17 protein-coding genes and 1 pseudogene are annotated in these 19763 nt (G+C 70.1%); 3 read left to right on the top strand and 15 right to left on the bottom strand.

Annotation, left to right across the window (positions count from 1 at the left end):
• The first annotated feature begins 126 nt into the window (after window positions 1–126).
• Window positions 127–273 (top strand): hypothetical protein, encoded by a 147-nt coding sequence (locus OP79_RS55235; RefSeq protein ID WP_157857305.1) that lies wholly within the window; start codon window positions 127–129, stop codon window positions 271–273.
• A gap of 48 nt (window positions 274–321) precedes the next feature.
• Here OP79_RS55235 and OP79_RS12395 read toward each other — a convergent pair whose 3' ends face one another.
• The 7 genes from OP79_RS12395 to OP79_RS12365 form a co-directional block, all read right to left on the bottom strand.
• Window positions 322–840: an O-acetyl-ADP-ribose deacetylase gene (locus tag OP79_RS12395; RefSeq protein ID WP_033320178.1), complete on the bottom strand. Its 519-nt coding sequence runs from the start codon at window positions 838–840 to the stop codon at window positions 322–324.
• Window positions 837–2246 carry a phytoene desaturase family protein gene (locus OP79_RS12390; RefSeq protein ID WP_033320318.1) on the bottom strand — a complete coding sequence of 470 codons (1410 nt, stop codon included), beginning with the start codon at window positions 2244–2246 and terminating at the stop codon, window positions 837–839. Before OP79_RS12390 ends, OP79_RS12395 begins: the two co-directional genes overlap by 4 nt.
• Before the next feature lie 143 nt (window positions 2247–2389).
• Window positions 2390–3235: an inositol monophosphatase family protein gene (locus OP79_RS12385; RefSeq protein ID WP_033320317.1), complete on the bottom strand. Its 846-nt coding sequence runs from the start codon at window positions 3233–3235 to the stop codon at window positions 2390–2392.
• Between the two features lie 120 nt (window positions 3236–3355).
• Window positions 3356–5194, bottom strand: coding sequence for a gamma-glutamyltransferase family protein (locus tag OP79_RS12380; protein ID WP_033320177.1), 1839 nt, complete (start codon window positions 5192–5194; stop codon window positions 3356–3358).
• Window positions 5195–5262: 68 nt separating this feature from the next.
• Window positions 5263–5889 carry a DUF4232 domain-containing protein gene (locus tag OP79_RS12375; RefSeq protein WP_078491755.1) on the bottom strand — a complete coding sequence of 209 codons (627 nt, stop codon included), beginning with the start codon at window positions 5887–5889 and terminating at the stop codon, window positions 5263–5265.
• A 34-nt stretch (window positions 5890–5923) separates the two neighbouring features.
• Complete coding sequence (locus OP79_RS12370; protein WP_033320175.1) at window positions 5924–6592, bottom strand: response regulator; 669 nt, start codon at window positions 6590–6592, stop codon at window positions 5924–5926.
• Window positions 6589–7689 (bottom strand): sensor histidine kinase, encoded by a 1101-nt coding sequence (locus OP79_RS12365; protein ID WP_033320174.1) that lies wholly within the window; start codon window positions 7687–7689, stop codon window positions 6589–6591. Before OP79_RS12365 ends, OP79_RS12370 begins: the two co-directional genes overlap by 4 nt.
• Before the next feature lie 166 nt (window positions 7690–7855).
• On the opposite strand from OP79_RS12365, the gene OP79_RS12360 reads away from it, so the two are divergent.
• The gene (locus OP79_RS12360) at window positions 7856–8896 is read left to right on the top strand and encodes a carboxymuconolactone decarboxylase family protein (protein ID WP_033320173.1); all 1041 of its coding nucleotides are present in this window, start codon (window positions 7856–7858) and stop codon (window positions 8894–8896) included.
• A gap of 99 nt (window positions 8897–8995) precedes the next feature.
• Here the strand turns inward: OP79_RS12360 and OP79_RS49690 are convergent.
• Window positions 8996–9552: pseudogene (locus OP79_RS49690) on the bottom strand (Uma2 family endonuclease).
• 247 nt (window positions 9553–9799) lie between these two features.
• Here OP79_RS49690 and OP79_RS12350 point away from each other — a divergent pair.
• Window positions 9800–10468, top strand: coding sequence for a hypothetical protein (locus OP79_RS12350; protein ID WP_033320172.1), 669 nt, complete (start codon window positions 9800–9802; stop codon window positions 10466–10468).
• A 29-nt stretch (window positions 10469–10497) separates the two neighbouring features.
• Here the strand turns inward: OP79_RS12350 and OP79_RS12345 are convergent, their stop codons facing one another.
• The 7 genes from OP79_RS12345 to OP79_RS12315 all read right to left on the bottom strand — a co-directional run bounded on the left by OP79_RS12345 (window position 10498) and on the right by OP79_RS12315 (window position 19571).
• Window positions 10498–12057 carry an NCS1 family nucleobase:cation symporter-1 gene (locus OP79_RS12345; protein ID WP_033320171.1) on the bottom strand — a complete coding sequence of 520 codons (1560 nt, stop codon included), beginning with the start codon at window positions 12055–12057 and terminating at the stop codon, window positions 10498–10500.
• A gap of 115 nt (window positions 12058–12172) precedes the next feature.
• On the bottom strand, window positions 12173–13195 hold the full coding sequence (locus tag OP79_RS12340) for a TIGR03842 family LLM class F420-dependent oxidoreductase (protein WP_033320170.1): 1023 nt from the start codon (window positions 13193–13195) through the stop codon (window positions 12173–12175).
• 11 nt (window positions 13196–13206) lie between these two features.
• Window positions 13207–14610, bottom strand: a complete 1404-nt coding sequence (gene hydA, locus OP79_RS12335) for a dihydropyrimidinase (RefSeq protein ID WP_033320169.1) — start codon at window positions 14608–14610, stop codon at window positions 13207–13209.
• An 88-nt stretch (window positions 14611–14698) separates the two neighbouring features.
• A complete protein-coding gene (locus OP79_RS12330) occupies window positions 14699–15541 on the bottom strand; it encodes a nitrilase-related carbon-nitrogen hydrolase (protein ID WP_033320168.1) in 843 nt (280 codons plus the stop codon).
• Window positions 15542–15696: 155 nt separating this feature from the next.
• Entirely contained in the window at window positions 15697–17259 is a 1563-nt protein-coding gene (locus OP79_RS12325; RefSeq protein ID WP_033320167.1) for a PucR family transcriptional regulator, read from the bottom strand.
• 189 nt (window positions 17260–17448) lie between these two features.
• Window positions 17449–18732 (bottom strand): aspartate aminotransferase family protein, encoded by a 1284-nt coding sequence (locus OP79_RS12320; RefSeq protein ID WP_033320166.1) that lies wholly within the window; start codon window positions 18730–18732, stop codon window positions 17449–17451.
• On the bottom strand, window positions 18729–19571 hold the full coding sequence (locus OP79_RS12315) for a nitrilase-related carbon-nitrogen hydrolase (protein ID WP_033320165.1): 843 nt from the start codon (window positions 19569–19571) through the stop codon (window positions 18729–18731). The genes OP79_RS12320 and OP79_RS12315 overlap by 4 nt, the downstream gene beginning before the upstream one ends.
• Window positions 19572–19763: the final 192 nt, after the last annotated feature.

The following is a 19763-nucleotide window of genomic DNA, read 5'->3' as shown; positions in this document are numbered from 1 at the left end:
CCGCGGTGACCGCACGGGACCGGTTGTCACAGAACCGCGGCCGGGTTGGCGGGCGAGCCCATGCCGCTGACGGCGGATGTGTCCGGAGCGAAGCAGCGTCGTGGCGAGGGGCCCGGGGCGCCGACGATGCCGACCCGAACGGTACGGGCGGTACGGGCGGTACGGGCGGCGGTGTTGCCGGCGTCGGCGGGCCCGCAGTTGCTGATTCCGTGGCGCGGGGCGACGCGGCGGATGCTGCCGCTGAACTTCAGCGGCAGCCGATCCGGGATTTAGGGCCTGTCCGGCGGCTCAGGCGGACAGGTGAACCGAACCATGGTTCCGTCAGCGAAGTTGGCCGGCGAACGCTGCGTGGGCCCGCTCGTCGAAGAGGACGAACCTGACCTCCTCGACCGCCGTGTCCGTGGCCCGCACCGTCTCCACCGCGATCCGCGCACCGTCGTCGATCGGCCACCCGTAGATGCCGGTGGAGATCGCGGGGAACGCGACCGTGCGAGCTCCCAGTTCGTCCGCGATCCGCAGCGACTCCCGGTAGCAGGAGGCGAGCAGGCCGGAGCGGTCCTCGCTCTGGCTGTAGACGGGACCCACCGTGTGGATCACCCAGCGGGCGTCCAGCTCGCCCGCGGTCGTAGCGACCGCCCGACCTGTGCGCAGACCCTTGCCGTACTGGGAGGCGCGGAGCTTGCGGCACTCGTCGAGGATGGCGGGGCCGCCACGCCGGTGGATGGCGCCGTCTACGCCTCCGCCGCCGAGCAGTGAGGAGTTCGCGGCGTTCACGATGGCGTCGACGGACTGCCGGGTGATGTCGCCCTGGACGAGTTCGATGGCGGTCGTGGCACTCATGCCTGGCGCAGCCTCCTCCATACGGCCTTGGCGGCGTTGTGCCCCGACATTCCGTGCACGCCCGGCCCCGGCGGGGTGGCCGAGGAGCAGATGAACACGGCCGGATGCGGTGTGCTGTACGGGAACAGGGACAGCCTGGGCCGCAGCATCAGCTGCAGTCCGGAGGCCGCGCCGCAGGCGATGTCGCCGCCCACGTAGTTCGCGTTGCGGGCAGCCATCTCGGGCGGGCCCGCCGTGGCGCGGGCAAGAACGCGGTCCCGGAAGCCCGGCGCGAACCGCTCCAGCTGGCGCTCGATGGCGTCCGTGAGGTCTCCGGTCCAGCCGTTCGGCACATGACCGTACGCCCAGAAGACCTGCTTGCCGTCCGGGGCCCGGGAGGGGTCGACGACGCTCGGCTGCACGGTGATCAGGAACGGTGCGTCGGGGGCCCGCCCTTCCCGCGAGGCCTCGCGCAGGGCGGTGCCGATCTCGGCCCTGCTCGCCCCGACCTGCACCGTCCCGGCGCGGCGGGCCTCCTTCGCCGTCCAGGGCACCGGTCCGTCCAGGGCGTAGTCGATCTTGAAGACGCCCGGCCCGTACCGGTACCGCTCGTAGTACCGCCCGAAGCCCGCGATCCGGCTGAGCGCGGCGGGCGAGGTGTCGAAGACGTACGCGCGTGCGGGCGGCAGGTCGTCGAGGCGCTTGACCTCGTAGTCGGTGTGGACGGTGCCGCCGAGGTCCTTGAGATACGCGGTGAGCGCGTCGGAGATCGACTGGGAGCCGCCGCGCGCTACGGGCCAGCCGCCCGCGTGCGCGGCCAGCGCGAAGACGAGGCCGACGGCGCCGGTGGCGAAGCCGTCGAGCGGGGCCATGACGTGGGCGACCAGACCGGCGAACAGCGTCTTGGCCCGCTCGTCGTGGAATCTGCGCGTCAGCCATGTCGAGGGCGGCAGACCGACGAGACCGAAGCGGGCGAGGGTGACCGGGTCGCGGGGCAGCGCGCTGAGCGGCAGGGACATGAAGTCCCGGGCGAGCGTGTCCCATCTGCCGGTGAAGGGGTCGACCAGCCTGCGGTACGTCCCCGCGTCGCGCGGGCCGAAGGACGCCGCCGTCTCGGCCACGGACCGTGACAGCACGGCCGCCGTGCCGTCCGGGAAGGGGTGCGCCATGGGCAGTTCGTGGTGCAGCCACTCCAGGCCGTACCGACCGAGCGGCAGCGCTTTGAAGGCGGGCGAGTTGACGCCCAGCGGGTGCGCGGCCGAGCACGGGTCGTGCCGGAAGCCGGGCAGCGTGAGTTCCTCGGTGCGGGCGCCTCCGCCGACGGTGTCGCGCGCCTCGAAGACGGCCACACTGAAACCGCGGCGGGCCAGCTCCACGGCAGCGGTCAGTCCGTTCGGCCCCGCACCCACCACGACCGCATCGAGCATCGACGGCACCTTCGGACTCCTTCGTCAGCCGATGGCCACTCGGGATCAGGATATGCCGGGGCGGTGACAGCGCCTGGGCGCGGGTGGTCCTCGCAGGCCATCCGCTTCGACCCGCGGCCCGAGTACAGCGCAGCGGCCTGCGGTCAGGCTCCGCCCGCCAGCAGGCCCGCCACCCGCTGAGCTGTGGCCGCGTCCCGCGCGGCGGTGAACGGGAGGGTGTTGCCGCCCGTTATCCGGAACGGCTCGCCCGCGCGGGTCAGATGCGCACCGCCCGCCTCCTCGACCAGCAGCAGACCGGCCGCGTGGTCCCAGGCCGCTTCCCAGGAGAAGCCGGTGGCGTCCAACTCGCCGCGCGCGACGGCCAGATACTCGAGGCCGGCTGAGCCGCAGGGCCGGGTCCGCACGCCCTCCGTGCGCAGGGCGAGCAGAGCGCGCTTCTCGTCGTCGGTCGTGAAGTCCGGGTGGGACGTGGCCACTTCGAGCGGGCGGTCCGGTGCGGGCGAACCGGAGCGCAGGGGCACTCCGTCGAGAGCGGCGCCCCCGCCCCGTATCGCCGTGGCGAACAGGTCGAGCGCCGGAGCGTACGTCCAGGAGGCGAGCACCTGGCCGCCCAGTGCGAGCGCGACCAGGGTGCAGAAGCCGGGGTTGCCGTGCACGAACTGCCGTGTCCCGTCGACCGGGTCGACGATCCACACCGGCGCCTCGCCCCGGATCGCCTCGTACGTCAACGGGTTGGCGTGCACCGCCTCCTCGCCGACCACGACCGAGCCGGGCAGCAGGGCGCCGAGCACGGCCGTGAGGTACTCCTCGGCCTTGCGGTCGGCGTCCGTCACCAGGTCGTGCGGGCCGGTCTTCTCGTCGATCTCGTGCGCGGCGAGCTGCCGGAAGCGCGGCATGATCTCTGTCGCCGCCGCCTTGCGGACCGCTTCCTCCACGTCGGACATACCGTGCGCGAGAAACTCTTCGATGGTTTCGCTGTCTTCGATCACCACTCCATGAGAGCACGCGCCACTGACAATCCTCACCCAGCCGGTGCGCTACGGGTGGAATCGGCATGAACTCCCCAGCCCCTGGTCGTCCACAGCCTCGGAGGTCAGGAGCCTCAGGGGTCAGCGTCCGACCGCGTACCCCTGCATCCCCCGCGGGTTCGCCGCCGCCGACAGCACCCCGCTCTCCGGGTCCCGCGCGACCGCGCACAGCCGCCCCTCGGACCAGGGCGGTCCGACCTGTACGTCGTGACCCCGGCGACGCAGTTCGTGGGCGATGGCCGGGTCCATGCGAGCCTCGACAGTGACGCTGCCAGGACGCATGCCGCGTGGGTAGAAGGAGCCGGGGAAGCTGTCGTTGTGCCAGTTCGGGGCGTCGATCGCGCCCTGGAGGTCGAGTCCGCCGCGTACCTCGGAGCGCAGGGCGACGGCCAGGAAGAAGTGCAGTTGCCACTGGTCCTGCTGGTCACCGCCGGGTGTGCCGAACGCCATGACCGGTACCCCGCCCCGCAGCGCGAGCGAGGGCGTGAGTGTCGTACGCGGACGGCGCCCAGGCGTGAGGGAGTTGGGCAACCCCTCCTCCAGCCAGGCCATCTGGAGCCGGGTACCGAGCGGGAAGCCCAGCTCCGGCACGACCGGGTTGGACTGCAGCCAGCCGCCGCTGGGCGTGGCGGCGACCATGTTGCCCCAGCGGTCGACGACATCGAGGTGGCAGGTGTCGCCTCGAGTACCGCCGTCCGCCGAGACGTCCGGCTCCCCTGGCACGGGCAACGTCGGACTCTTGGCCACGGTCGGCTCGCCCGCACCCGGCGCCGCGAGCGGTTCGGACCCCGCCTCCCCGGTGGCCACCACGCGCGCGTGCCCGCTGAGCCGCGGAGTACGTCCCCCAGGGCTCCCGGGCAGCAGTTCGTACGAGGCCTTCTCCCCGACGAGCGCCCGCCGCCCGGCGTTGTACTCCTCCGACAGCAGCTCCCCCACCGGTACGTCGGCCGCGTCCCCGTACCAGGCCTCCCGGTCGGCCATCGCGAGCTTGCAGCCCTCGATCAGCAGATGGACGTACTCCGCGGAGCCGTACCGCGGCAGTTCGGGCGGCAGCAGGGCCAACTGCTGGAGGAGGACCGGCCCTTGGCTCCAGGGGCCCGCCTTGCACAAGGTCCAGCCCCGCCAGTCGTACGTCACCGGAGCCTCGTAGGACGCGGACCAGGAGGCCAGGTCGGCTGCCGTCAGCGTGCCCGCGTGGCGTTCACCGCTGGTGTCCATGGTCGGCCGCCCCGCCTGCCGTACCAGGGCCTCGGCGATGAAGCCCTCGCGCCAGATCCGCCGTGCGGCCTCGATCTGCGCGACCCGGTCGTCGCCCGCCCGGGACGCCTCCGTGATCAGCCGCCTCCAGGTCGCGGCCAGCGCCGGATTCCGGAACAGCTCGCCCGGCCGTGGTGCCCGGCCACCCGGCAGATACACCTCGGCCGACGAGGTCCACTCGGTCTCGAAGAGCTCCCGTACGGTCTCGACGGTCTCGCCGACGCGCTCCACGGGCGCGTGCCCGTCCTCCGCGTACCCGATGGCGTACTTCAGGACGTCGGCGAGGGGCTTCGTGCCGTGGTCCCGCAGAAGCAGCATCCACGCGTCGAAGGCACCGGGAACGGCGGCGGCGAGCGGTCCCGTACCGGGTACGAGATCCAAACCGAGTCCCCTGTAGTGGGAGATTTCCGCCCCGGCCGGCGCCACGCCCTGCCCGCACAGCACCCGGACCTCGCCGCCCGCCGGGGCCAGGATGATCGGCACCTCACCCGCCGGCCCGTTCAGATGGGGCTCGACGACATGCAGTACGAAGCCCGCGGCGACGGCGGCGTCGTACGCGTTGCCGCCGTCCTCCAGCACGGCCATCGCCGACTGCGAGGCGAGCCAGTGCGTGGAGGACACCATGCCGAAGGTGCCCTGGAGGGTGGGCCGGGTGGTGAACACGGGCGACTCCTCACAGTCGGGCAGGCATCCGAAGATCGTACGTACCCGTCTGCGCCCCCGGATACCCGCTACTGCAACGGCTTCCAGGGCGACGTCCCCAAGATGTTGTCGGGGCCGATGTCGAGGGTCTCCCGGGAGCGCACGGTCACGGTGTCGCGCCCCTTCTGCGGGGTGACCCGGAGATACACACCGTCCTCGGCATGCATCCGCCAGACCAGTCCCGCCTGTGCGGTCTCGCCCGGAGCGAGGGTCATCGGCTCGGGACCGGGCGCCTCCGGTGCCACGGGCACCTGGTCCGTCCCCTCGACGGTCCGCACTTCCGGGAACGGGTCGCCCGCCTCGTCAAGAACGGTGATGGACGGGTAGCCGTTCAACTCGTAGGGCCGCTTGCCGCAGTTGGTCAGCGTGAGGGTCATGGCGCGCAACCCCATGGCGCCGTTGACCGGACCCGTGTCGAGGCGGACACCGGACGACGGGCAGCCACCCGCTTCCTGGGTGGGCACGGACGCGGAGGGCTCGGGCACCGGGGCGGCCGACACGGCAGGCGGTGTCGAGGGCGGCTTCTGCTCGGGCTGCGTCTGCTCGGGGTTGCGCTCCCGGTCCAGCTCGGCCCCGAGCCCACAGCCGCCGACGGCCAGCGCCAGCACGGCTGTGGTGACGAGGCTTCGGGTCACTCGACGGCGTATCGCGATCACGCGCCGATCATCGCACGCACCCTCGGCGGAGGTTTCACTCCACGTGACCGCGTGCCGCCACCAGGCCCGACTCGTAGGCGAAGACGACGAGTTGGGCCCGGTCGCGGGCGCCCAGCTTCGTCATCGCGCGGCTGATGTGCGTCTTGGCCGTGAAGGGGCTGATGACCATATGGGCGGCGATCTCCTCGTTGGTGAGCCCGCGCGCGGCGAGCGCGGTGACCTCGCGTTCGCGGCGGGTGAGGCACTCCAGGCCGGGAGCGGTGGCCCGGTCCGGTGGCCGGGACACGAACTCGCCGATCAGCGTGCGCGTGACCGACGGCGACAGCAGTGCCTCGCCGCGCGCCACCACCTCGATGGCCTGGAGCAGATCGGCGGGCTCGGTGTCCTTGAGCAGGAACCCGCTGGCCCCGGCGCGCAGCGCCTCGAAGACGTACTCGTCCAGACCGTAGTTGGTGAGGATGACGACGCGTACGGCGGACAGTTCGGGATCGGCGGCGATGCGGCGGGTGGCCTCGATGCCCGACATCACCGGCATCTGGACGTCGACCAGGGCGATATCGGGAACGTGGGCGCGCACCAGTTCCACCCCCTGTTTCCCGTCGGCGGCCTCTCCCACCACCTCGATGCCGTCCTCGGCGTCCAGGAGCGCCCGGAAACCGGCCCGCATCAGCGCCTGGTCATCGATGAGCGCGACGCGGATCACGAGGCGTCCAGCGGCAGTTGGGCCCGCACCGAGAAGCCGCCCTCTGCGCGCGGACCGGCATCCAGCGTGCCGCCGAGCGCCGTGACACGTTCACGCATGCCGGTGAGGCCGATGCCCTCGGTGGGCGGCCGGGCCGGGTCAGCGGTGCCGTCGTCGTCGATCCGTATCTCCAACTCACCTTCCCTGTAATCCAGTTGGACGATGACCTTGGCGGGTCCCGCGTGGCGGGCGGCGTTGGTGAGGGCCTCCTGAACGATGCGGTACGCGGCGCGGTCCACGGTCGCCGCCAGCGGGCGCTCGCGGCCGCTCACGGTCAGGTCGACGGCGAGACCCGCCGCCCGGGCGCGCTCCACGAGCAGGGCGGGCGTACCGGTGGGCTCGTCGGTGCGCAACACCTCCAGCGTGGCGCGCAGTTCGCGCATCGCCTCGCCGCCGGCCTCCTGGATGGCGAGCAGCGCGGGCGGCACCTCCTCGCCGCGCTTGCGGGCGAGGTGGACGGCGACGCCCGCCTGGAGCTTGACGATCGAGATGCTGTGCGTGAGGGAGTCGTGCAACTCGCGGGCTATACGCAGGCGTTCCTCGCCGGCCCGGCGCAGGGCGGCCTCCTCGCGGGTACGTTCGGCCTCCAGCGCGCGTTGTTCGGTCTGGCGCAGATACGCCTGCCAGTTGCTCCCCGCGAGGCCGGTGACGACGGCGCACAGGAACCAGCCCGCCAGCAGCGCGGTCCGCTCGACGGCGTCCTGGGACGTGGGGTCTGTCGCGAAATACCCCCCGAGGAACACGGCGCTCGCTATCGCGCCCACGCCTCGGTGCCCCGCCTGAGCCGCCGTGTGGACAGCGGCCACCACCGGCAGAGCGGACACCGGTCCGGGATGGGCGTGCAGCACATGGACGGTCAGGGCAATCGTGGTCACGGCGAGCACCACGCGCGGCGCCCGCCGATACGCCGCCAGCGCCAGCGAACCGGCCACGATCAACGCGTAGTCGAACGGCGTCGTGTCCCCGTCGAAGACCGCCGCGGCCACGACGATCGCGCCGATCACGACGGCGAGCGTCGCGTCGACGACGCGCCCGCGTAACACCTGGTCCCCGTCCATGTCCGCACAGTAAACCGCCGCGCCGACAACGGCGTCAGCCCTGTGGACAACCCCGCGACTACTCCCGGCGCAGTAGTCCACCGACCGGCCGACCTCGTCGGCGCAGCCTCAACTGCCTTCGCCCGTACGACGCCCGAAAGCACCCGCCGGAACCAGGGTTCTCCTCATGACTTCATCCTTCAGGTACACCGAGCCCATCCCGCCCAAGGCCGCCACCGGCCGCACCGCCGCCGTCTACGAGCAGCTCGCCACGGATTTCGGCATCGAGGACGCCTCCCCCTTCGTCGCCCTCTCCTCGGCCCCCGAACTCCTCGCCCCCACCTGGGCCTTGATGCGTGAGTCCCTGATCGCCGGCAAAGGCAGCCGCACCGGCAAGGAGTTGGCCGCCGTAGGAGTGTCACGCGCCAACAAGTGCCCGTTCTGCGTGGACGCGCACACCATGCTGCTGCACGCCACCGGCGACCACGCCCTCGCCGAACGCCTGGCACACGGGAAACCGCCGGAAAACGAGCAGCACGCACGCGTGCTCGCCTGGGGCGAGGCGACCCGCACCCCTGGCAGCCCGGACGTCTCGACACTCCCCTTCCCGGCCGAACACACCCCCGGGTACGTGGGCACCGCCCTCTCCTTCCACTTCATCAACCGGATCGTCTCGTCCCTGGTGACCGAGAACCTGCTCCCCGGCAACGCCCAGCGCTTCAGGGTGGTACGCAGCCTGGGAGGCCGTTCGCTGGCCAAGACCGTGCGCCGACGCATCGTCCCGGGTGCGAGCCTCGCGCTCCTCGACGAGGACGAAACGGGCCCCGGCCCCTCCTGGGCGGCCGGGACGACGGTCGGCCCGGCGTTCACGGCGCTCAGGAGGGCCGCCACCGCGGGCGCCGGCCTCCTCACCGAGGCCGACCGGACGCTCGTACGAGAGACCGTCGAGGCGTGGGACGGCACGCATCCTCCGCTCGACTGGAAGGACCTGCCGGACCGCGAGGGCAGGCCCGGCGCACGTCTGGCGCTGCTGGCCGCCCTCGCTCCGTACCGCATCGCCGACGAGGACGTGGCGGCCTGGAAGAAGCCCCCGTACACGGACCACTGTCTGGTCCATCTGATCGCATACGGCGCGTTCGCCGCCGTGGACCGCATCGAGCGGGCGCTGCCCCTGCACACGGCCTGGAAGAGCGCCCTCCCGCCTCGTGCCACCCGGGAGGTTTCGTGACCGGGATGAAGGCGCGGCCACTGCTCACAGGACCCCGCCGGTAGCGGCCCTTCGGAGGCGTCCTGCGCAGAGGCACGCGCCATGGCCGCACCAACCGTGTCAGAACTCCGAGGTGTCGAGTTCCAGGCCGAACGGTTCGGGCAAGGGCACCGGCCTTCCGAACGGCATGGGGTCCGTCACCTGGGTGTAACCAAGGCGCCCCGGGACGGCGTGCAGTGTCCAGGACACCGCTCCTGACGGTCGACGAGCAAATAGAGCGGAGCGCCGTACTCCGCGTACCGCTTCCGCTTGACGATGCGGTCCGTGTCGGCGTTGGACTCCGAGGCGATCTCGACGATCAGCAGTGTCTGGTCGGGCAGGAGTGCGCCTGCGCCCTTGACGATGTCACGCGGCACGACGGCGAGGTCCGGCACGTACCAGTTGCTGGTTCCCGGCAGGTCCAGGTTGCCGGAGCCGGCGTGGCAGTCCAGCCTGTCCAGCGCTGGTACAAGTTGCCGACGGATCCGATCCGCGATGCCCTCATGATCCCAAGACGGCATGACTTGCTGGATGACCCCCTCGACGATCTGCACCCGGTCTCCCTGGACGTGCTGGATCGCGTATTTGAGTGCTGTTTCGGGGTCAGCCACAGCATATGTATGCGGTTGAGCGCTCATCGATCCTCCGTCGGACATCGTGCCTGCAGCATGATCACCGTCGTCGGTCTACCGCAATCCGTCACGGGTTCCCGGCGATTCAGCGCGCCGATCACTCCAACCGGTGATCCAGGGCGTCAACAGCGAGCCCCTGTGACCACACGAGCACGGAGCGAGTTCACACTTTCGTCTCACAGAGAGGCATGTGACACTGGCGTCCCGTCCACCGTGTGGCCCCCTCCGCACCCATCCCCACGAGAAATGCGCCGTGCGTTCTCTTCCTCTGCCGCTCGCCCTCACCGCGCGTCTGCTGCCGGTCGCCGTGCTCGCCTCGGCCGGCTGGGCGCTGGCGTCCGGGCCGTTCGCCGCGTCCCCGGCCGGAGAGGCGGACAACAAGACAGCCTCGGACAGACCCAGCACGTCGCCGACCGCGCCGTCCACGGCTTCGGCGAGCCAGACGTACCGCGTCTCGCCGAAGCCCTGCGAAGGGCTCGGGAAGAAGACGGTGACCTCGCTGGTGCCGGGCGCCAAGGCAGCCGGCAAGGAGATCCCGTCGAGCGACGAGTCGGTGCGCCGCACCTGCTCCTGGAACGCGCTCAAGGGGTTCGACTACCGCTGGCTCGACGTCTCGTACGAGATCAAGAAGACCGACCAAACCGCCGCCACCGCCTACAAGGAACGCATCACGAAGCAGAGCGGCGGAGGAGCGGTCCCCGGGCTCGGCGACGAGGCGTACTCCGTCGTGAACCTCACCACCGAGGACAAGCAGCAGACGCGCGAAGGCATGGTGATCGCCCGCGCTTCCAACGCGCTGGTGGTCATCACGTACAACGGCAGTGACTTCGAGACGAAGAAGGCGCCCAGCACGGACGAGATCAACAAGGGCGCCATCAAGGCCGCCAAGGAGGCGGTGGCCGCGCTGGAGAAGGCCCAGTAGAGCCGTTCTCCAACGCGCCCGCACCACCGTCAGACGGCGTCCTGAGGCTGGGGTTCGCGCTCCCTGCCACCCATCAGCACCACGTACAGCACCAGCGAAGTGGCCAGGCCCACCGCCCAGCCGTAGTCGGCGAGCGGCTTCAGGAACGGGATCAGTCCGTCGACCGGGAACGGTCCGTTCTTCGCGCCCTCGGCGTTCACCGTCGAGTACGAGCCGCCGACCGCGAGCACGCCGCCGACCACGAAGGCCACCACGGCCTTCAGGTTCCAGCCGGACGTGTACCAGTAGCGCCCGCCGGGCGTGTACAGGTCCGCGAGATGCAGGACCGTACGGCGGACGATCCAGTAGTCGGCGATCAGGATGCCCGCGACCGTGCCGAGCAGACCGCCGACCACTCCGAGCCAGGTGAAGATGTAGAACTCGGGCGTGGAGATCAGCTTCCACGGGAAGATCAGGATGCCGATGACACCCGTGATCAGCGCGCCCGTACGGAAGTTGATGAACTTCGGGGCCAGGTTGGCCAGGTCGTACGCCGGGGAGACCACGTTCGCCGCGATGTTCACGGAGATCGTCGCGACGATCACGGTGATCAGGGCGAAGAGCAGGCCGAAGGCGTTGTCCGCCCTGGCGGCGAGGGCGACCGGGTCCCAGATCGCCTCGCCGTAGACGACCTCGGAGCCGGCGGTGACCAGCACGGCGAGGATCGCGAACAGCGTCATCGTCGTGGGCAGGCCAAGCGACTGGCCCCAGGTCTGTGCCTTCTGGCTGGCGCCGAAGCGTGTGAAGTCGGGGATGTTGAGGGACAGGGTGGCCCAGAAGCCGATCATGCCCATCAGGGACGGGAAGAAGACCGGCCAGAAGTCCGGGCCCCAGCCGAGCTGCGAGGGCTGCGACAGCAGCTGGCCGAAGCCGTCCGCCTTGACCGCGATCCAGATCAGCAGCACGAAGGCGCCGACGATCACGAAGGGCGCGGCCCAGTTCTCGAAGTGCCGCAGGAAGTCCATACCGCGGTAGATGATCGCGATCTGCACCGCCCAGAAGAGAAGGAAGCAGAGCCACAGCGGCCACGGGTTGCCCGCGATCTGCCCGGCCTTCTCCCACTCACCGCCGGTGAGCTTGGAGCCCAGCGCGAAGATGCCGCTGCCGCCGATCCAGGTCTGGATGCCGAACCAGCCACAGGCCACGGCCGCGCGTATCAGCGCCGGGATGTTGGCGCCACGCAGCCCGAAGGAGGCGCGGGCAAGCACCGGGAACGGAATCCCGTACTTGGGTCCGGCATGGCCGGTGGCCAGCATCGGCAGCAGCACGATCACGTTGGCCAGGGCGATGGTGAAGACTGCCTGTTTCCAGTCCATGCCGAGGGCGACCAGGCCGGAGGCCAGGGTCCAGCTGGGGATGCAGTGGGCCATGGAGATCCACAGGGCCGCGAAGTTGTACGTCGTCCACTTGCGCTCGGAGACCGGAACGGGGCGCAGGTCCTCGTTGGCGAAGGGACTGTCGGTGGGGAAGGCGCCGGGGGCGAGTTCGATCCGGCCGGCGTTGTCGGTGGTCTGGGTTGTCGGCGGACCCGTGGGGACGGTTTCGGTCATGGGCAGGCCAATCAAGAGGTGGGACGGGAAAGGCCGTGCGGGGCCTTGATCCCCTCCCCGGGACGAGGGAGGGGAGAACAAGGTGGGGGGCGGGGAGGAGCGGTTCGGATTCGGATCAGGAGTTCAGCGCGGGGATGACCTTCTGGCCGTACGTGTCGATCACGGCCTCCTGCGCGTCGTGCATGTCGTAGACGGCGAACTGGTCGACGCCCAGCTCACGCAGCGCGTTCAGCTTCTCGATGTGCTGCTCGGCCGTGCCGATCAGACAGAACCGGTCGACGATCTCATCGGGCACGAACTGGGTGTCGGGGTTGCCGCTGCGCCCGTGGTGCGAGTAGTCGTAGCCCTCGCGGGCCTTGATGTAGTCCGTGAGCGCCTCCGGAACCACGTCGGAGTGATCGCCGTACTTGGAGACGAGATCGGCGACATGGTTGCCGACCATCCCGCCGAACCAGCGGCACTGCTCCCGCGCGTGGGCGAGCGCCTCGGGCGAGTCGTCCTCGGTGACATACGCCGGGGCAGCCACACAGATCTTGACATCCCCAGGGTCACGACCGGCCGCGACCGCCGCGTCCTTGACCGCCTTCACCATGTACTCGGTCAGATACAGATCGGCGAGCTGGAGGATGAAGCCGTCGGCCTCCTCGCCGGTCATCTTCAGCGCCTTCGGGCCATACGCGGCCATCCAGACCGGGAGTTCGGCGCCGGGCTTGATCCACGGGAACCTGATGACGGTGCCGCCGCCGAGATCTGCCTCCTCGCCGCTGCCCAGCGCCCGGATCACCTTCATGGCCTCGCTGATACGGGCCAGGGTGTTGGGCTTGCGACCTGCGACCCGCATCGCGGAGTCACCGCGGCCGATACCGCAGATCGTGCGGTTGCCGAACATGTCGTTGAGCGTGGCGAAGGTCGAGGCGGTGACCTCCCAGGTGCGGGTCCCCGGGTTGGTGACCATCGGGCCGACCTTCAGCTTCGACGTGTTCGACAGGATCTGGCTGTAGATCACGAACGGCTCCTGCCACAGCACGGCGGAGTCGAAGGTCCAGCCGTACGTGAAGCCGTTGCGCTCGGCCCGCTTCATCAGGCTGATGACGCGGGAGGCAGGGGGGTCCGTCTGCAGGACGAGTCCGAAGTCCATTGGCGCCACTCCTAGTTCAAGTACTGACAGGTGGAGCGGGGGGTGTAGACGCCGCGCCCGGCGCGTCCCGTGAACTCCCGCTCGGTGATGACGAGTTCGCCCCGCGAAAGGACCGTCTCGACGCGGCCGGTGACGCTCTTGCCCTCGTACGCCGAGTAGTCGACGTTCATGTGGTGCGTCTCGGCGGACATGACCTGCTCGGCCTGCGGGTCGTAGATGACGACGTCGGCGTCGGCGCCCGGCGCGATCGTGCCCTTCTTCGGGTACAGGCCGAACATCCGGGCCGGAGTGGCGCAGGCGATCTCGATCCAGCGGCGGCGGGTGATGTGCCCGTCGACGACTGCCTGGTGGAGGAGGTCCATTCGGTTCTCGACGCCCGGCAGTCCGTTGGGGATCTTGGAGAAGTCGCCGCGGCCGAGTTCTTTCTGGCCGACGAAGCAGAAGGGGCAGTGGTCGGTGGAGACGACCTGGAGGTCGTTCGTCCTCAGGCCCCGCCACAGGTACTTCTGGTGTTCCTTGGGCCGCAGCGGCGTGGAGCACACGTACTTGGACCCCTCGAAGTCGGGCTCCGCGAGGTTGTCCGTGGACAGGAACAGATACTGCGGGCAGGTCTCGCCGAAGACGTTCAGGCCCTCGTCGCGCGCCCGTGCCAGCTCGGCGACTGCCTCCATCGCCGAGACGTGCACGACGTACAGCGGGGCGCCCGCGACCTGTGCGAGCTTGATGGCGCGGTGGGTGGCCTCGGCCTCGAGGAGCGCCTTCCGCACCTCGCCGTGATACCTGGGGTCGGTCTCCCCACGAGCCAGCGCCTGCTCAACCAGGACATCGATCGCGATGCCGTTCTCGGCGTGCATCATGATCAGCCCGCCGTTCTCGGCGGAGCGCTGCATGGCGCGCAGGATCTGGCCGTCGTCGCTGTAGAAGACGCCGGGATAGGCCATGAACTGCTTGAAGGAGGTGACGCCCTCCTCCACGAGCAGGTCCATCTCCTTGAGCGTCTCGCTGTTGACGTCGGAGACGATCATGTGGAAGCCGTAGTCGATGGCGCATTTGCCGTCGGCCTTGGCGTTCCAGGTGTCGAGGCCCTCGCGCAGCGAGTGGCCCACGCTCTGCACGGCGAAGTCGACGATCGTCGTGGTGCCGCCCCAGGCCGCGGCCCGGGTGCCGGTCTCGAAGGTGTCGGAGGCGAAGGTGCCGCCGAACGGCAGCTCCATGTGCGTATGGGTGTCGACGCCGCCCGGAATCACGTACTTTCCGGTGGCGTCGATGGTCCGCTCGGCCGTCCAGGCCTCGGCGGCGGGGGTGCCGCTCGCGGCGAGGGCGGCGATGCGGCCGTCCTCGATGAGGACGTCGGCGTGGATCTCGTCGGACGCGGTGATGACGAGGCCACCGCGGATGACGGTACGGCTGCTCATGTTCCCTCTCCTGGTCCTGCCGTGGTGGGTGCGGATGAGGTACGGATGCGCCCGGCGTCCGCCGGATCGACGGACGCCGGGACTGCGGTCAGGGTGCGGTCAGCGGCTCGTACGCCCCGGGGGCCCGGTCGCGGTAGAACTGCCAGCGGTCGCGGACCTCGCGGAGCTTGGCCATGTCGAGGTCGCGTACGACGAGTTCGGTCTCCTTGTCGCTCGCCACCTCGCCGACGAACTGCGCCTCCGGGTCCACGAAGTACGAGGTCCCGTAGAAGTCGTTGGAGCCCAGCTCCTCCACGCCCACACGATTGATGGCGCCCACGAAGTACTCGTTGGCGACGGCGGAGGCCGGCTGCTCCAGTTGCCAGAGGTAGCCGGACAGACCGCGCGAGGTGGCCGACGGATTGAAGACGATCTCGGCCCCGGCGAGACCGAGCGCGCGCCAGCCCTCCGGGAAGTGCCGGTCGTAGCAGATGTAGACGCCGATCTTGCCCACGGCCGTGTCGAAGACCGGCCAGCCGCTGTTGCCGGGCCGGAAGTAGAACTTCTCCCAGAAGCCCTCGACCTGCGGAATGTGCGTCTTGCGGTACTTGCCGAGGTACGAGCCGTCGGCGTCGATCACCGCCGCGGTGTTGTAGAGGACGCCGGGCTGCTCCTCCTCGTACATCGGCAGAACCAGGACGATGCCCAGCTCCTTGGCGAGCGCCTGGAAGCGGCGCACGATCGGTCCCTCGGGGATCTGCTCGGCGTACTCGTAGAACGCCTTGTCCTGGACCTGGCAGAAGTACGGCCCGTAGAACAGCTCCTGGAAACACAGGACTTGGGCGCCCTGCGCGGCGGCATCGCGGGCCGCCTGCTCGTGGACCTGGATCATCGATTCCTTGTCGCCTGTCCAGGCGGTCTGGAAGACGGCGGCGCGGACCACTCTGCTCATCGGGACCTCCGGTCACTCGGTGTGCGGCGAGCCTAGGAAGTCCGAAAGAGGTCTTTGAGATGCACGGTGTCACGTCTACGGGGGCATGGCGTTCCACGGTGTCACTCCGCCGTCGGCCCATGTTTCACCACCGTTTTCCCATGTCGTTCCATGTTTCACCCCTGTTGCGCGTCGTGCGCGAGGAGCGCGATGTGCACGGACGCGGCCTGCTCGAAGTCGTCGAGATCGACCCCGAGCCGCGCCTCTATGGCCTCCAGCCGGCGGTACAGGGCGGGCCGGGAGACATGATGGAGCTGGGCGGTACGCGACTTGTTGCGGCCGGTCGCGAGATACGTCCGCAGCACGGGCAGCAGCTCCTGCTCGGCAGCGCCGTCCCCGCACAGCAGCCCGTCCAGCTCCCGCTCCGCGAACGACTGCACGTGCGGATCGTCCCGCAGCAGCCGGATCAGCCCCCGCAGATGTACGTCCCGCAGCCGCACCACCACCGGAAGGTCCAGCTCGGTGGGCGTCGTCGCGACCGCGTCGGCCACATGCTGGGCCTCGCGAAGACCGGCGGGCACGTCGTCCCACACGGTCCGCGGATCCGCGGCGGCGACGACCGTCTTGTGCGCCCCCGACTCCGTACGCCACCGGGTCGCGAAGTGCGTCGCCAGCGCCTCCGCGTCCTGGTCCCGGGCCAGGCTCAGCAGCACGGCGGTGACTCCGTCGGCCAGCTCGGCGACCAGGCCGGGCATCCCCAACAGCCTTAGCACACGGTCGAGTTGGGCGGGCTCACCGTCCCGTACCACCAGCGGCACGAACGTCCGCCGGTTGACGGGCAGCCCGGCCGCCCGCGCCCGCGGCAACAGCTGCCGGGCCGGTACGACACCGGAGACGAGGTCGGTCAGCAGGCCCTGCGCGGACTGCTCCTCCCAGGAGGGCGCGGGCCCGCCGAGCATGCGATGCAGTACGAGGGCTTCGGCGGCGCGGTCGGCGAGCAGCCGCCCGGTGGCGCCGTCCCCGCGATAGCCGCACAGTACGATGCGCCCCCAGCGCTCCCCGCGCCCGCCCAGCTCGGCACGGACCCAGCCGTCGCCCTCACTGCCGCCCGCCTGCCGCGCGATGCGCTCCCAGTCGCGCAGCACGTCGTCCACCGCGGACCGCTCCCCCGCCGTCGCGAGCACCCGGTGCGCGAGGTTGGTGACGACGACGGGGCAGGCGCTGTGTCCCGCGACCTCGTCGAGCAGCCGTTGCAGCGGGGCGCCCGCGGTGATGAGCCCGGTCAGCGCGGTCCGTACGGCCTCCGAGAGACTGACGGCCGCGAACTTCCTTTGTACGAGCCGGGATTGGACCTCTTCCGTCAACTCGGCGAAGGGGAACGGCCGATGGAGCACCACCATCGGCAGCCCGCACCGCTCGGCGGCCCGGCGCATCACATCGGGCGTTGCGGGAAAGGCGCGCCCCAGGCCCAGCACGACGGCGGCGGCCTCCGCGCGGTGCAGCGAGCGGATGTACTCGGCCTGCGCTTCCACGTCACCGGCGAGCAGCACACCGGTGGTGAGGACCATCTCCCCGCCGCTGAGCATCACGCCGACATCGGCGGCCTCGGCGACATGCACCCAGCGCACGGGCCGGTCGAGCTGGCCGGCACCGGCCACCACCTCGGGCTCTCCGGCAAGCACCCGCTCCAGGCCGAGGACCTGGCGGACCGAGAGGGCGGGTTCCGGGGCGGTGGGCATGGCGTGCACCTCTTTCTTGAAGGCTCGGTTCGCCTCCGGGGCGCTAAAGCCTGTGTCGAGAGCCCGATCGTGCTCGACCCTTCGGGCCTCCGCGCTCCCCCACTCTCGGCTTCGCTCGAGCGGGGGACCCCCATGGCCTCTCGACACAGTCGCGCCCCTTCGGCTCACTCGCCCCTGCTCTGCTGCTTGCTACGGGACGAGTCTCAGCGCCCGCTCGAGGATCGTGGCGCCCTCTTCGGCCTCCGCGACGGTGAGCGAGAGCGGTGGGGCGATGCGCAGCACGCTGGTGTTGTGACCGCCGCCCTTGCCGATCAACAGGCCTTCCTCGCGGGCCGCTTCGAGCACGGCGGCGGCCGCGTCCGGGTCGGCCTCGTCGGTGCCGGGCTTCACCAGCTCGATGCCGATCATGAGCCCCCGGCCACGGATCTCGCGTACGCCCGGAAGCTGCGCGGAGATGGCCCGCAGCCGCTCGATGAGCATTCCGCCGACGCGGCGGGCGTTGCCCTGGAGGTCGTGTTCGAGGAGGTACGTGAGGTTGGCGTTCCCGGCGGCCATCGTGACCGGTGAGCCGCCGAAGGTCGAAATGGAGTTGGAGTCGAGGCAGTTCATGACCTCGGCACGGGCGACGACACCGCCGATCGACATACCGTTGCCGATGCCCTTGGCGAAGGTCAGCATGTCGGGCGGGCCGTTCTGGCCGTGGGCCTGCCAGCCCCAGAAGTGGTCGCCGGTCCTGCCCCAGCCGGTCTGCACCTCGTCGGCGATCCACAGGATGCCGCGCTCCTGGAGCACCTCGCGGAAGGCCGCGTACAGTCCGTCCGGCGGTGCGGTGAAGCCGCCGACGCCCTGGATGGGTTCGGCGATCAGGGCCGCGGGCGCGCGGACATGGCCGAGCAGGTCCTTCAGGTCGGCGACGCAGGCCGCGATGAACTCGGCGTCGCTGAGCTCGGCGTACGGGCCGCGGGTGCGGACGCCGCCATGGACGTACAGCGTCTGGAGCGGCGAGAGGCTGGTCGGCGACCAGCCCTTGTTGCCGGTGATGCCGACCGCGCTGAACGAGCGGCCGTGGTAGCTGTTGCGCATCGCCAGGATCTGGTTGCTCTGCCGGTACGTGGTCGCCAACAGGAGCGCGGTGTCGTTGGCCTCGGTTCCGGACGTCGTGAAGAAGACGCGGGCGTCCGGGATGCCGGACAACTGGGCGATGCGCTCGGCGAGTTCGACCATCGGCCGGTCGAGGTAGAGGGTCGAGGTGTGGATGATCCGGCCGGCCTGCTCGCTGACGGCCTTCGTCACCTCAGGGAGCGCGTGCGCGGTCATGGTGGTGAGGATGCCGCCGAAGAAGTCCAGGTACTTCTTCCCGTCGGCGTCCCAGACATGGCGGCCCTCGCCGTGGGTGATCTCGAGAGGGTCTGTGTAGTAGAGGGCGAGCCAGTCGGGGAGGACGGCTTTGTGGCGGGCGTACAGGTCACTCATGGCTGCACCAGTCCTTCGTACGCGTCGGGGCGGCGGTCCCGGTAGAAGGCCCACTGCTGCCGCACTTCTTCGATCAGGTCGAAGTCGAGATCACGCACGACGAGTTCCTCACTCTTGTCGCTCGCGGTCTCGCCGACGAACTGCCCGCGGGGGTCGACGAAGTAACTCGTCCCGTAGAAGTCGTTGTCGCCGTACTCCTCCTGGCCGACGCGGTTGATCGCGGCGATGAAGTACTCGTTGGCGACGGCGGCGGCGGGCTGCTCCAACTGCCAGAGGTAGCCGGAGAGGCCGCGGGAGGTGGCGGAGGGGTTGTAGACCAACTGGGCGCCGTTGAGGCCGAGTTGGCGCCAGCCCTCCGGGAAGTGGCGGTCGTAGCAGATGTAGACGCCTACCTTGCCGACGGCCGTGTCGAAGACGGGCCAGCCCAGGTTGCCCGGTTTGAAGTAGTACTTCTCCCAGAAGCCCTTGACCTGGGGGATGTGGTGCTTGCGGTACTTGCCGAGGTAGGTGCCGTCGGCGTCGATCACGGCGGCGGTGTTGAAGTAGAAGCCGGACTGCTCGACCTCGAAGACCGGGACGACGATGACCATGCCGGTTTCGCGCGCGAGCTCCTGCATACGCGTCACGGTCGGGCCGTCCGGTACGGGCTCGGCCCACTTGTAGTGTTCCGGCTCCTGGACCTGGCAGAAGTACGGGGCGTTGAAGACTTCCTGGAACCCGATGACCTTCGCGCCCTGGCGGGCCGCTTCACGGGCGTGTTCCTCGTGCTTGGCGACCATGGTTGCGGTGTCGCCGGTCCAGGTGGCCTGGACCAGAGCGGCACGTACGACGTTGGCCATGAGCTTGCTCCTTCGACCGGGACGTCAGCCTCTACGACTCTACGCCCGTAGACGCTGGTCGTAGAGCCCCGAAAGTAAGCGGAGCCGCTGCGCTGGGCAAGACCATCGTCGTTAACCGGGGGAATCGATCATGTTTCCCACTCCGGTGGGGGTGCCTCCGGCGGTTGGGCGGGGGCGCTTACGGGGGTGGTG

Source organism: Streptomyces yerevanensis, assembly GCF_000716805.1.
Lineage (GTDB): Bacteria > Actinomycetota > Actinomycetes > Streptomycetales > Streptomycetaceae > Streptomyces > Streptomyces flaveus.
Note: the sequence above shows the minus strand (reverse complement) of the source record. Positions and strands in the feature narration are given on the sequence as shown.